The organism is Paraburkholderia phenazinium, assembly GCF_900100735.1.
In the GTDB taxonomy this organism is placed as follows: domain Bacteria; phylum Pseudomonadota; class Gammaproteobacteria; order Burkholderiales; family Burkholderiaceae; genus Paraburkholderia; species Paraburkholderia phenazinia.
In genome coordinates this window covers 655,490-669,465 of the sequence record NZ_FNCJ01000002.1, presented here as the reverse complement: position 1 = coordinate 669,465, position 13,976 = coordinate 655,490, and the positions used below count along the sequence as shown (strand labels likewise).

At 62.7% G+C, this 13,976-nt stretch carries 11 protein-coding genes; 5 read left to right on the top strand and 6 right to left on the bottom strand.

Going from position 1 to position 13,976, the window contains the following annotated elements; genetic code table 11:
- The first annotated feature begins 82 nt into the window (after nt 1-82).
- From nikR to BLQ92_RS06815, 4 genes are all read left to right on the top strand, one after another.
- Nucleotides 83-550: a nickel-responsive transcriptional regulator NikR gene (gene nikR / locus BLQ92_RS06830; RefSeq protein WP_090682765.1), complete on the top strand. Its 468-nt coding sequence runs from the start codon at nt 83-85 to the stop codon at nt 548-550.
- A 95-nt stretch (nt 551-645) separates the two neighbouring features.
- Nucleotides 646-1,764: a 3-deoxy-7-phosphoheptulonate synthase gene (locus tag BLQ92_RS06825; RefSeq protein ID WP_090682764.1), complete on the top strand. Its 1,119-nt coding sequence runs from the start codon at nt 646-648 to the stop codon at nt 1,762-1,764.
- A gap of 21 nt (nt 1,765-1,785) precedes the next feature.
- Complete coding sequence (locus BLQ92_RS06820; protein WP_143016520.1) at nt 1,786-2,424, top strand: TetR/AcrR family transcriptional regulator; 639 nt, start codon at nt 1,786-1,788, stop codon at nt 2,422-2,424.
- Nucleotides 2,425-2,464: 40 nt separating this feature from the next.
- A complete protein-coding gene (locus tag BLQ92_RS06815) occupies nt 2,465-3,403 on the top strand; it encodes a CPBP family intramembrane glutamic endopeptidase (protein ID WP_090682761.1) in 939 nt (312 codons plus the stop codon).
- 5 nt (nt 3,404-3,408) lie between these two features.
- Here BLQ92_RS06815 and BLQ92_RS06810 read toward each other — a convergent pair whose 3' ends face one another.
- From BLQ92_RS06810 to BLQ92_RS06785, 6 genes are all read right to left on the bottom strand, one after another.
- Nucleotides 3,409-3,972, bottom strand: a complete 564-nt coding sequence (locus BLQ92_RS06810) for a GNAT family N-acetyltransferase (protein WP_175772111.1) — start codon at nt 3,970-3,972, stop codon at nt 3,409-3,411.
- A gap of 97 nt (nt 3,973-4,069) precedes the next feature.
- Nucleotides 4,070-5,539, bottom strand: coding sequence for a heavy metal sensor histidine kinase (locus BLQ92_RS06805; RefSeq protein ID WP_090682757.1), 1,470 nt, complete (start codon nt 5,537-5,539; stop codon nt 4,070-4,072).
- Nucleotides 5,536-6,222, bottom strand: a complete 687-nt coding sequence (locus BLQ92_RS06800) for a heavy metal response regulator transcription factor (protein ID WP_074295923.1) — start codon at nt 6,220-6,222, stop codon at nt 5,536-5,538. Before BLQ92_RS06800 ends, BLQ92_RS06805 begins: the two co-directional genes overlap by 4 nt.
- A gap of 83 nt (nt 6,223-6,305) precedes the next feature.
- Entirely contained in the window at nt 6,306-7,745 is a 1,440-nt protein-coding gene (locus BLQ92_RS06795; RefSeq protein ID WP_090682997.1) for an efflux transporter outer membrane subunit, read from the bottom strand.
- 38 nt (nt 7,746-7,783) lie between these two features.
- Nucleotides 7,784-9,007, bottom strand: a complete 1,224-nt coding sequence (locus BLQ92_RS06790) for an efflux RND transporter periplasmic adaptor subunit (RefSeq protein ID WP_090682756.1) — start codon at nt 9,005-9,007, stop codon at nt 7,784-7,786.
- 22 nt (nt 9,008-9,029) lie between these two features.
- Nucleotides 9,030-12,233 (bottom strand): efflux RND transporter permease subunit, encoded by a 3,204-nt coding sequence (locus BLQ92_RS06785; RefSeq protein WP_090682754.1) that lies wholly within the window; start codon nt 12,231-12,233, stop codon nt 9,030-9,032.
- 645 nt (nt 12,234-12,878) lie between these two features.
- Here BLQ92_RS06785 and BLQ92_RS06780 point away from each other — a divergent pair.
- On the top strand, nt 12,879-13,976 hold the full coding sequence (locus tag BLQ92_RS06780) for a DMT family transporter (RefSeq protein WP_090682996.1): 1,098 nt from the start codon (nt 12,879-12,881) through the stop codon (nt 13,974-13,976).

Here is a 13,976-nt window from a genome sequence, read left to right as displayed (position 1 = left end):
TAATACTTATTTCAAAAAAGATCATATCGATCGCGTTCAGATTACGATTAGAGATCGAGCCATCTGACGCAGGGAGACCGACATGCAACGCATCACGATCACGATCGACGACGACCTGCTCGCAGCAGTCGATGCGCTGGTGGCGCAACGCGGCTATACGAGCCGCTCGGAAGCGTTCCGCGATATCGTGCGCGAGACCCAGGTGACCCAGGTGCGCGAGCAACAGGACGCCTCGGATAGCCAGTGCGTCGCCACGCTGACCTATGTGTACGACCACGCCACCCGCGATCTGGCGCGCCGCATCACCCAGGCGCATCACGACCGGCACGATCTCGCCGTTGCCAGCATGCGGATTCATCTGGACCACGAGAGCCTGCTCGAGTCGTCGGTGTTGCGCGGCCGCGCTCATGATGTCGCCGCCTTCGCGGACGGCCTCACGAGCCAGCGCGGGGTGCGCTACGCGCATCTGCATACGATTCCAGTGACCATCGAACACGCGCGGCACCACCACGGCGACGACGCACCGCATCACGAGCATCTGCATGTTTGAGGCGAGGTTTGCGCAGCATGGACAGCACTCGCGCACGAAATGAGCGCCGAGAGTGCCATAATTGAGGGTTAGCAGCGCGCACCCAGGAGAACATTTTGAGCAACATCGACAATCCTTTACATGACCGGGAAGTCGGCGTCGCCGACGCGACCCAGGACACGACCCGCATTGACGACGTCCGGATCGGCGCGGTCCGCCCGCTGATTTCGCCCGCCCTGCTGCAGGACGATCTGCCCGTGCCGCCCGATGTGCAGGCGCTCGTCGAGCAAAGCCGCGCGGCAATCGCCGGCATCCTGCACGGCCGCGACGACCGGCTGGTGGTGGTGGTCGGCCCCTGCTCGATTCACGACCACGACCAGGCGCTCGATTACGCCCGCCGCCTCAAGCACGCCGCCGATGCATTGCGCGACGACCTGCTGATCGTCATGCGGGTGTACTTCGAAAAGCCGCGCACCACGGTGGGCTGGAAGGGCTATATCAACGATCCACGGCTCGACGGCAGTTTCCGCATCAACGAAGGGCTGCGCCGGGCGCGCCAGTTGCTGCTGGAAATCAGCGCCCTCGGCTTGCCCACCGCCACCGAATTCCTCGACCTGCTGAGCCCGCAATACATTGCGGACCTCGTGGCGTGGGGTGCAATCGGCGCGCGGACCACGGAAAGCCAGAGCCATCGTCAGCTCGCCTCGGGGCTGAGTTGCCCGATCGGTTTCAAGAACGGCACTGACGGCGGCGTGCAGATCGCCTCCGACGCGATTGTCGCGGCCCGCGCGAGCCATGCGTTCATGGGCATGACCAAGATGGGCATGGCGGCGATCTTCGAAACGCGCGGCAACGACGACGCACACGTGATTCTGCGCGGCGGCAAGAAAGGCCCGAACTACGATGCCGCGTCGGTGGAAGCAAGCTGTGAGGTGCTGCGGGCAGCGGGCCTGCGCGAACAGGTGATGGTGGACTGCTCGCACGCCAATTCCGGCAAGTCGCACCTGCGTCAGATCGACGTGGCGCAGGACATCGCGCAGCAACTCGCCCAGGGCGAGCAGCGCATTATCGGCGTGATGATCGAGAGCAATCTGGAGGAAGGCCGCCAGGACCTGAAGCCGGGTGTGCCGCTGCGTTGCGGCGTATCGATCACCGATGCGTGTTTGAGCTGGGCCCAGACCGAGCCGGTGCTGGACACGCTGGCCCAGGCGGCGCGTGCGCGGCGCGCACGCTAAGGCGCCCCGGGATGGCGCCGGTTGCGCGCGACCGGCCCTGACGCCTGCCGGCTCCTTCAAAAAAATAGCTTGAGTGAAGCGATCGCTTCATGTACCGTTCGCTTCATGGAACGAAAAGACGAACTGATCGCGAAGGCGCTCGACTATTTCCTCGCCCACGGGGTAGCCGATCTGTCGCTGCGCCCCTTGGCCGAACAGATCGGCAGCAGCTCGCGCCTGCTGATCTATCACTTCGGCACCAAAGACGAACTGATCACGACCGTGATGGATGAAGCGCGCCATCGCATCCAGCAATCGATGGAAGCGATGATGCGCGACGGCGGCAACGCCAACGGCATGATGTCCTTCTGGAAATGGTCGGTCGATCCGGAAAACAGTCCGTATATCCGGCTGTTTTTCGAAGTACACATGCTGGCCATGCAGAACCCGGCGGCCTATGCCCGCTATGTGGAGCGCAATTCTTCCAGTTGGCAAACCCTGATTGAGAATGCGCTGCCGCCCTCGCCGGAACGCCCCGCCATCGCAACCTTATGCGGCGCCGTCATGGACGGTCTGATGCTGGAATTTTTAGGCAGTGGAGACCTTAGTCGTACTACGCAAGCGCTGGAGATTTTCAGCTCGATGTTGAAGCAACGCTTCGCCCCCCGCAGCAAATCCTGAACCTGCTCCCTATCCCTCACTCAATCAGAGGATCATCAGCATGGACAACCCGGCAAGTGCAGCGCCGCGCGCCTCCGCGCGGTTTCGTTTCGGCGGTATCTGGATCGGCCGCGACGGCTTGCGAGCCGGCTGGGCAATCCTGTTGTTTCTGGTGCTCTGCATAGCGGTGATCTTCGCCATTGGGCACGTCGCGTACGTCCTGCATCATCCGTTTCAACTGCATGGCGACTTGACGCCCGGCAACTCGCTCCTGCTTGAAGCAGCGATGTGCTGCGCGGCCTTGATCGCCACTCTGGCGATGAGCCGGCTCGAGCGGAAATCGTGGCTCGACTCTGGTCTGCGCTCGGCGCGGCGGGCGGCGGATTTTGGGCAAGGGGCGTTCTGGGGCGTGGCAGCCATCTCTGCCTTGATGGGTATGCTGGCGCTCACGCACGGCGCGCGGATCGAATTCTCCGGCGCCTCCGCCCAATCCTTGCTCGAGTCGGGTCTGGTCTGGGCTATCGTCTTTATGCTGGTGGGAATCACCGAGGAATTGACCTTCCGCGGCTACCCCTTTTTCAGGCTGGCCCGCGGCACTAATCCGCTTATCGCGGCAACCCTCCTGTCCTTGCTGTTCGGCGCCGTCCATCTGACGAATCACGGCGAAAGCCTGATCGGCGTCACACAGGTGTTCCTGTTTGGTCTGGTCGCGTCGCTAGCCGTGTGGCGCACGGGTTCGGTGTGGTGGGTCATCGGCCTGCACGCCGCATGGGACTGGAGCGAAACCTTCCTGTTCGGCACCGCCGACAGCGGACTCGGCGCACAAGGGCATTTGCTCAGTACCCATCCAGGCGGCCCAGTCTGGCTAAGCGGCGGCTCGGTCGGGCCGGAAGCCAGTGTGTTGATGTTGCCGGTGCTCGGTCTGCTGGCATGGATCGTCGTAAAGACGTTACCGCAGGTTGAGAGAGCGGCGGCAACACGTACGCTTCGGGTTGCCTGAGGCAGTTAAGCCAGGTTGCGGCCTGCTTCGCGGCAGGTCTGCAACCAATTCTCGCGTGAAATGGAACAGATGTGCAGGCCACTGAGGTCGCTATCCCGTTGTTCGCTGTCGACAGGCTGCAGGCCGAGCTTGTCGAGGGTCTTGATGCTGCGCTGATTCCAGAGCGCCGCGCCCGCCCACACTTCCCCGACCGTCATGACGGTGAACGCATAGCGGATCATGGCTCGCGCCGCCTCCGCCGCGAGGCCCGCGCCCCAATACGACGAATGCAGCCAGAACGCCAGATTCCAGCTCGCCGACGTGCCCCGTCGCACGAGCGAGACCTGCCCGATGCCGCGAGCGCCGCTCTGCAGATCGATTGAAAATACGCAGGCCTTACCTTCCTGCGACATGACCAGTATCGAATCGAACCAGGCTTGCAGCTTGCCTTGTCGATAGAGGTCAGGAAGCGGGAGTTCCTGCGGAAATGCCGGTGACTCGATGGCCGCGATTATCGCGTCGTAATCGTCGCGAGTGGCAGGTCTGAGCAAACAACGATCGGTGGGAACAAGGATGGGGGCATTTTCCATTTTTTTCTCAGACTGAACGTTGGACCGAAGTCTCGTTCGGCAGCGCAATCCCCACCACCGCGTACAGCCCACGCGATAAAGAGGCGCTGCCCCAACCTCACATCGCCACTCGTCCTGCAGGCGCCGCCTCCGCCGTGCCCCCGACCGCAGGCACGCCGCGCTCGACCGTGAACGGCGGCGTCTCGCGTACGCCCGGCACTTCGATGCGCGACGCATCGACCGAAAACGCGAAAGTATTGACACCATCGCGGCTTTCGACCGACACAGTACCACGATGCATCTCGGCAATCGCCTTGACGATCGCCAGCCCCAGGCCGTGGTTTTCGCGGCTATTCGTACGCGATGCTTCGGCCCGGTAGAAGCGATCGAACAGGTGATCCAGCTTCGAAGGATCGATCGGCTTGCCCGGATTCGCGACGGCGATGCGCACCCGGTCGTCCGCACGCGAAATCGTCACCGTGACCGTGTCGCCAGGCGCGCAATGCTGGATCGCGTTCATCAGCAGATTGGTGCAGGCGCGACCGAACAGCGAGCGGTTCACCGGCGCCATTGCATCGCCACGCGAGACGGCGCGCACCCGCGCCTCGTCGAAGGGAATCTCGAGAAACTCGAGCGTGCGCGCCACTTCCGCGGCGAGCGACACTTCCACCAGCCCTGTAGCACGCTCGCCCTGATCGGCACGCGCGAGGAACAGCATGTCGTTGATGATGGCGCGCATGCGCTCGAACTCTTCCAGGTTCGATTGCAGCGTATGGCGCAGATCCTCGACCGAACGGTTGCGCGTCAGCGCCACCTCGGTCTGCCCGATCAGGATCGTGACCGGCGTGCGCAGTTCGTGTGCAACGTCCGCGTTAAACGATTCGAGCCGGCCATAGGCGCCGTCCAACCGCTCGAGTGCTCCGTTGAAGGAGTTGGCAAGGTCGTTCAGTTCAAGCGGCAGCGAGGCCGTGTTCAAGCGCTGCGAGCGGTTGTTCGGACTAACCTCGGAAGCGTCCTTGGTGAGACGCCGCAGCGGCGCGAGACCGATACGGGTCACCGAGTAGCTGAGCAGCAGCACCGCGAGACTGCCTAAGGTCGAAAGCGCCGCCAGCGCTGCGCCGAAGGCCCGCATGGTGCGCACGTTCGGCTGGCAGCTAGCAGCCACCTGCAGTTGCACCGTGGGCCGCACGCCGCTCGCCGGAATCGACAAGGTGTTCGTCAGCATAGGCTGCCCGCCCGCCGCCGGCTCCACCCGCGTATACCCGCCGGGCCAGCTACCCGTGACGCGGCCCTGAACCGGCTGGCCGTAGTGGAAACTCGGATCGTCACTGGAAACCGAATACATGGTGGTGCCATCGCGCGGCGACATGTCGGTCAGCTTCTCGCGCGCCATGCGCCACTTCTCTTGCGTCACCGAGTGGGTCACGATGATCTTCGCAATCTCCATGCGGTCGTCGAGCGACTCGCGCAAGTGGCGGTCCAGTTGCATGCGCATCACGAGAAACAGCCCCGTACCGACCAGCGTAAAGACCGACAACGCGACGAGTGCGAACATCATTGCGAGCCGGCGGGCAATCGAGCGGTTCATGACAATTCCGCCTCCTCCCGGACTTCCAGCACATAACCCATGCCGCGCACGGTGTGCAGCAGCTTGGTACGGAACGGACCGTCGAGCTTGGCGCGCAGGCGCTTGATGGCGGTCTCGACCACGTTCGTATGACTGTCGAAATTGACGTCCCAGACCAGTTCGGTAATTGCGGTCTTCGACAGAATATCGCCCTGACGGCGCGCCAGCACGCTCAACAACTGGAATTCCTTGGCGGTGAGGTCGAGCCGCACACCGTCGCGAGTGGCACGGCGGCCGATCAGATCGACAAACAGATCGCCGACGGAGATCAGCGTCGACTCCTGCGAGCGAGTGCGGCGCGCCAGCGCGTGCAGCCGCTCCACCAGTTCGAGGAACGAGAAGGGTTTGGTCAGATAGTCGTCCGCGCCTTCGCGCAGGCCGCGCACGCGGTCGTTAATGTGGTCGCGGGCGGTCAGCATGATGACCGGCGTGGATTTGCGCATGCGCAACGCCTTCAACACGCTAAAGCCATCACGTTTGGGCAGCATCACGTCGAGAACGATCACGTCATAGTCGAACTCGGTGGCCAGATGCATGCCTTCCTCGCCGTCGAGCGCAATGTCGACCACCCAGCCCTGCTCGGTCAGCCCCGAGCGCAGGTAGTCCACCACTTTGTGTTCATCTTCAACGATGAGCAGTTTCATTCGCGCCCCCTGGTTCCTTACATTATACGAAACGCCTCGTTTTCCCGTCCGCGGGCCATGCACATCCTCTCTCGTTGCGAAACTCAGTTGGGATGATTTAGCGCCTGTTTTTCCTCGGCGGGCGCACTGACGTCCCAACCGCCACCTAGCGCCTTGACCAGCGAAACCGACAGGGTCATCTGCTGGCCGTGAATCTGCACGTCCTGGCGCTCGCTCGTGAGCAGCGACTGCTGCGCGGTGATCACGTCCAGATAGGCGACGAGACCGCCTGAATAGCGATCGTTGGCGAGCGACAGGAGCCGTTGCGCGTCGGCCACGGCGTCGTGCGACTGCCGGGCCGCGCCATCGAGCACGGACAATCCGGTCACGCCGTCCTGCACTTGCTGGAATGCGGTGAGCACAGTCTGGCGGTAATTCGCCTCGGCGGCCTGGTAGCCCTCGCTGGCAAATTTGACGTTGGCCGAGCGGCGCCCGCCGTCGAACACCACCTGCGAGACCGCCGCGCCGAGTGTCCACATCAGGCTCGGTGCGCTCAACAGATCGGCAAAATTGGTGCTCTGCCAGCCGATGTTCGGCGTGAGCGTGAGCGTCGGGAAAAAGGCCGCCTTGGCCACGCCGATCTGTGCATTCGCCGCTGCCATCGCGCGCTCGGCCGAGGCCACGTCAGGACGCCGCTGCAGCACATCGCTCGGCACGCCCAGGGGAATCTCCGGCACCTTGGTGTCGATCACCTTCGGCTCGATCGAAAACTGTGGTGCCGGCACGCCGACCAGCGCGGCAATCGCGTGTTCAAACTGCGCCCGTTGCACGAGCAGCAGTTGCGCCTGTACCTTGGTCGAATCCAGTTCCGATTTCTGCTGCAACACGTCGAGCCCGGACACCGAACCCAGATCGTGCTCCGAGGTCACATAGTCGAGCGCCTTTTGCTGCAGGATCACGGACTGGTTCAACACGTCGATCTCGGCGTCGAGTTCGCGCATCGAGAAGTAGTCCGTAGCAAGATCGGTGGTCAGCACGAGCCGCGCGTTGGCGAGATCGTCGCGCGATTGCTCGGCGGACGCCTTCGCCCCTTCCACTTCGCGACGGATCCGGCCGAACAGGTCGGTGTCGTAGTTGATCGACGGACCGACGATCAGGCCGTTCTGCACGGTCTGCTGGTTTGGCGTGCCATAGGAGGTGAGCGGCCGGTTCTTCGAGATCTTCAGCCGTTCGGCCGTGCCGCCGAGATCCACCTCGGGTATCTGCTGCGCGGAGGTATTCGCGAGCGTCGCCTTGGCCTGCTCGTAATGCGCCACCGCAGCGGCGAGCGTCTGGTTCTGGTCGAGCGCCTGGGTCTCCAGGGTGTTGAGCGTCGAATCGCTAAAGCTCATCCACCACGTTGGAGCGAGCGGCGCATGCGACGGCTCCGCCACATGCCAGTACGAGTCGGTGCGCCACTCGGGCGGCGCATCGGCATGCGGCTGCTGATAATCGGGGCCCACGGTGCAGGCTGCCAGCAGCGCGGCACCGAGCGCCGCCGCCATCGTCCGGGCGGGCGGCACGGCAAGCGGGCTCACGCGCTTCACGTCGCCCCCTTGGTCGTATTCGACGCTTGCTGGACGCGCACATGATCGCCGTCGGCAATCGAATCGCTCGGATTGATGATGATCTTGTCGGTCGGCTCGATACCGCTTTCGATTTCGAGCGACTGTCCGAGATCCTGGGCGATCACGATCTTGTGCAGATGCACGACGCCGTTACTGTCGACCACGGCCATCCGCGGACCCTCTGCACGGAACAGCAAGGCATTGCCCGGCACCATGATGTCGGCATGCGCGGTCGCCGGAACAGCCACCTGAACATAGGCGCCCGGGCGCAGCGCGCCGTCGGGATTGGGCAGCCGCACTTCGATCTGCAGCGAACGGGTCGGCACATCGATCGCGCCGGCAATGTGCGTGATGGTGCCGTGGAACTGCTGCCCCGGCAATTCGGCCTGGGTCACCACCACCTGCTTGCCGACCGCGACGTTCTGCGCGTAAGCCTGCGGCAGTTGCACATAGACCCGCAGCGGATCGGACTGGGCCAGCGCGAACAGCGCACGGCTCGTGCCGCTGCCTGCATCGATCAGGTCGCCCACGTCGACGTTGCGCTGCGTCACCACACCGGCGAACGGCGCGACGATCCGCTTGAACGATTCGAGCTGACGCAGGCGCTGCACATTCGCGTCGGCCGCGGCGAGATTCGCCACGCCCTGGGTATAGCTGCTCTGACGTTCGTCCAGTTCCTGTTGCGAGACCGCATCGCGCTGACGCAGTTGCTGCCAACGTTCATACGAACTCTTCGCCAGTCCGAGGCTCGAGTTGATCTGATCGCGCTGCGCCACGGCCTGCGCCAGTTCCTGATCGATTTCCGGTGTGTCGAGGTCAGCCAGCAACTGGCCCTGCTTCACCTGTGCGCCGATATCGACGTACCAGTGCAGCAGGTAACCGGTTGCGCGCGCATAGATCGGCGACTCGACGTAACCGCGCAGCGTACCCGGCAACAGCGTGTTGCCGCTGCCGTCGGTCTGGGTGGGCGAGACCACGTTCACGTATTCCACCGCGTCTTGCTGGGTCGTTTCCGCCACCGAGCGGTTTTGCAGAATGTCCGCCACCACGGTGCGCAAGGCGCCCAGCGCCAGCAGAATCAGCACGACCCAGATGGCCAGTTTGGCGCGTTTCCACTCGCGGTTGCGGGGTGGCAACGCGTGCCCATCCTCGGTTTCCCGCGCGGGGATCGCTAGCGAAGCGTGTGTTTTTTCAGTCATCTCGATCAGCCGTCATTTAACGTTACGCGTGCTTGCCAGCGCCGGCGCTGCCGCCGTCGTCGGAGCCCTGCCCGCCATGCGCGCCACCGTTACGGCGGGCGAGGCGCGTATGGATCGCCGCAAAAACCAGCGGCACAAAAAAGAGCGTTGAAACAGTTGCAAACAGCAGGCCGCCGATCACCGCGCGACCGAGCGGCGCATTCTGCTCCGCGCCCTCGCCGAGACCGAGCGCCATCGGGATCATGCCGATGATCATCGCGAAGGCGGTCATCAGCACCGGCCGGATCCGGCTCGCGCCAGCCTCGAGCGCGGCGGTCAGCGGCGGCGCGCCGGCATGGAGCCGCTGCCGCGCGAACGCCACCATCAGAATACTGTTCGCGGTCGCCACACCCATCGTCATGATGGCGCCGGTCAGCGCCGGCACGCTCAGGTGAGTGCCGGTGAGGAACAGCATCCACATGATCCCGGCCAAAGCCGCCGGTAACGCGCTGATGATGATGAGCGGATCGACCCACGACTGGAAGTTCACCACGATCAGCAGATACACCAGCACGATGGCCATTGCGACACCCACGCCCAGACCGAAGAACGAGGTGCGCATGGTCTGCACCTGGCCGCGCACCACGATCTGGCTGCCGCGCGGCAACGAGGCGCGGGCCTGATCCACCAGCTTGTTCACCTGGGTCGCCACGCTGCCGAGGTCGCGCCCTTCCACACTCACATACAGGTCGATCACCGGCCGGATGTTGTAGTGCGACACGACGGCGAACTGGCTCTCCGGGCTCACCTGCACGAGGTTGCCTAGCAGTTGCGTCGGCCCGTTGGCCACTGCAGAGACCGGCGTGCGCAGCAACTGGTCGATCGACGAGATTTCATACTGCGGCGTCTGCACCGCGACGCTGTATTCGACCCCGTTCTTGTTGTTGAACCAGAAGCTCGGTGCCGTTTGCGAACTGCCCGACAACGAGATGAGCACGTTCTGCGCCACGTTGTTGGCGTTGAGGTTCAGTTGCTGCAAGCGTGTGCGATCCATCTGAAGATTGATCACCGGCTCGTCGAGCTTCTGCTGGATGTGCGTGTCCACCGTACCGGGAATCAGCCTCACCTGCTTGTAGAGCTTGCGCGCTACGTCGAAGTTGCCTACCTGGTCGTTGCCGACAATCTGCACATCAATGGCTGCAGGCAATCCGAAGTTCAGGATCTGCGTCACGATGTCAGCCGGCTGGAAGAAAAATTCCACGCCTGGAAAGCGTTGCGGCAAGACCGCCCGCAGTTTGTCGATATAGCGCTGGGTAGGCTTGTGATCCTCGTTAAGCGCCACCTGAATCTCGCCGTCCAGCGTGCCGATCGTGCCGGCATTGCTATAGGATAGGTTGATCCCGCTATACGGCAATCCCAGGTTGTCGAGAATCGTCTTGAGTTCCGTCTGCGGCACCACCTGGCGCACGACCTTTTCCACCTCGTCGGCAAGGCGCGCGGTTTCTTCGATGCGCGTGCCGGTTGGCGCGCGCATGTGCATGCGGATATCGCCCGCGTCGACCGTCGGGAAGAAGTCTTCGCCGAGCACGAACACGAGGCCCAGCGAGACCACGCAGAAGCCCAGGAAGATACTGCCGAACGTGCCACGGCGCACCAGCACACTGCTCAGGATCACGATATAAGCGGCACGCATGCGCTCGAAGCCGGCGTCGAAGCGGTGGTAGATCCGCATGAACGGATTCGGCTTGCCACCCTCTTTCGGCTTATGGGCATGGCCCATCAGCAGCATCGCAAGCGTCGGCACCAGCGTACGCGAGAGGATGTACGACGCCAGCATCGCGAACACCACCGCTTCGGCGAGCGGCACGAACAGGTATTTCGCCACGCCCGTGAGGAAGAACATCGGCACGAAGACGATACAGATACATAGCGTGGAGACGAGCGTGGGTACCGCGATTTCGCCGGCGCCTTCGAGAATCGCCTCATGCAGGTCGGTTCCCATATGCAAGTGCCGCTCGATGTTCTCGATGGTCACCGTGGCGTCGTCCACCAGAATCCCGACCGCGAGCGCGAGCCCGCCCAGCGTCATGATGTTGATGGTCTGGCCTAAGGCATGCAAGGCGATCAATGAGGTGAGAATCGACAGCGGGATCGACACCGCAATGATGCAGGTGCTGCGCCAGTTGCCGAGGAACAGCAGGATCATCGCTGCGGTCAGTGCCGCTGCAATCAGCGCTTCGCGCACCACGCCCTGCACCGCCGCCTTGACGAAGATCGACTGGTCGAATAGCGCCGTGATGTGCAGATCAGGCGGCAATGCAGCCTGAGCGGTGGGCAGCAGATCATGCAGCGAGTTGACGATCGCCAGGGTCGACGCACTGCCGGTCTTGAGCACCGACATCAGCACGCCCCGGTGGCCATCCTGGCGCACCACGTTGGTCTGAGGAGAGAAACCGTCGCGCACGTGCGCGACCTCCCGCAGATAGGTGGTCGCGCCATTGAGCGTGCGCACGGGGATATCGTTGAGGCCCGCCACGGTGGGGGGCGACCCGTTCATGTTGACGGTGTATTCCTTGGCGCCGATCTTGGCCGTGCCCGTCGGCAAAATCAGGTTTTGTGCATTGAAGGCATTCACCACGTCGGCCGGTGTCAGCCCTTTTGCGAGCAACGCCCGGGTGTCGAGGTCGACTGAGATCAGACGCGACTTACCGCCGTACGGGTAAGGCACAGCGGCGCCGGGAATGGTCACCAGTTGCGGGCGCAGGAAGTTAAGCGCCGTGTCGTTGAGATCCTGCTCCGAGAGTTTCGGACTGGATAACCCGAGCTGGATCACCGGAATACTGGAGGCCGAATAGCTGATCACCAGTGGCGGCGTAGCGCCCGGCGGCATCTGCTTCAACTGCGCCTGTTCGACCGCGACGGTCTGCGCAATGGCAGTCTGAATGTTGGCGTTCGGCTGCAGGAACAGCTTGATGATCGTGATACCCTGGAGCGACTGCGATTCAATGTGCTCGATGTCGTTGACCGTGGTGGTCAGACTGCGCTCATTGACCGACGTGATCCGGTTGGCCATATCCTGGGCCGACAGCCCCGTATAGTTCCAGATGATGCTAACGACCGGAATGTTGATTTCCGGCAGCACGTCGACTGGCGTCGTCAGCAGCACAAATGGCGTCGCCAGCAGAATCAGAATAGCCATCACGATGAACGTGTATGGCCGCTTTAGCGCAACGTTGACAATCCACATTGAAACGCGCCCGAAAAAATGCTGGAAAGAATGAGAAGTCGCCGTAGCGCGAACCTAGGCGCCACGCTAGCGGACGCAATGCCAGAACCGGCAGCCGCGCAAACAGGCACGCCCCCGAAAGCGATGCCGGTCCCACGTTAAATCTGCGCTTATGCTAGATCGTAGGCACCAACGGCTGCATGGCGCCAAAATGGCAAAACCGTCAGGAAGGTAAATGTAAGTTTATGCGGTTCCACACGCGAGTTTCATCTCGTGCCTGACGAGGCTCTACCCTCATTCAGCATAGCCGCTTCCCCTGCCGGCGCGCATCGGGTGTGCTCCCACCCAAAACCGCGTGCATGGCATTCGCTGCCCATCGATCGCGAAGCCGTCGAATCGTCTATTCGGTCAAGAAGACGTCTTGTATTATTGAACGATCAGTCATAATATTCGCATGAATTCCGAGACGTCAGTGTTGCACGTTCAGCGACTCAGGAGCGCTCTGAACGAACTGGCGTGTCCTCCTCAGATTGAATAATTCGGCGGAAATTTAGCGGAATTTGAGCAGGCGAAGTAAACGTCAAGCAATCGGTGTCCAACTGGTCCGATTCGATGACGACGTATGCACTCGTCCTCGTCTTTCATCTATTTTTTGAACAATCATTCATGAATAAACCTCTCGAACCGCCGGTCTCCTTGAACCTTGGGCGCGACGCAACGGCTGCAGCGGCCGTGCCTACGCCGCTCGTCTCCGCCTACGGAAGCTACGCGAAAGGGGTGCTCTGCTGCCTCATCGCGACGGTCTCGTTCGGCCTGATGTTCCCGGTCATGACCAGCGCGCTCACACGGGTCGACCCGTTCACCTTCACTTCATTGCGCTACCTGGTCGCGGGTGCAGCGTTTCTGGTGTTGCTGCAGCGTAGGGAGGGCACGGCGGCGCTCAACCTGAAGGGCGAGCCGCTTGTGCTTGCGTGGCTGCTCGGTTCGATCGGCTTTGCCGGTTTCGGTGCGTTCGTCTTTCTCGGTCAGCAACTGGCAGGCCGGGACGGTGCGCTTACCGCGTCGATCATGATGGCGACTCAGCCCATGCTGGGCCTGCTGGTCAACTCCGTCGTACGGCGCGTGTTGCCGCCGCTCTATTCCTTCCTGTTCATCCTGCTGTCGTTTTGCGGCGTGGCGCTCGTCGTCACCAAGGGCGATATCGGCGGGCTGCTGCATGCGCCGCAGGACTATGCAGCGAATGCGCTGATCGTGGTGGGTGCGCTGTGCTGGGTCATCTATACGTTCGGCGCGACGTTCTTCAAACAATGGTCGCCGCTGCGCTACACGACGATGACGATCTGGCTCGGCCTGACCACCATCATCGGCCTCAACCTGGTGCTGTTCGCGGTGCACGCGCTCCCGGTACCGCGGCTCGCGGCGCTAGGAGCAATCGTGCCGCATCTGCTTTATATGGGATTTTGGGCGGGCTTCGTCGGCATCCTGAGCTGGAACATGGGCAACCGCATCCTGACGCCGCTAAACGGCATGCTCTTCATGGACGTCGTGCCGATGACGACCTTTATCGCGTCCGCGTTGGCCGGCGTCGTCGCGACGCCGGTCCAGATTGCGGGGGCGTGCATGACGGGAACGGCGCTGGTGCTCAACAATCTGTATTTGCGCCGCCGCGGACGGCGGTTGACGCGGGCGTTCCTCAAGACGCCGTTGGAGCTGGAATCGCGAACCGCGAGCGGCAAGCCAGGCACCGGTCGCCACAAGGCATAA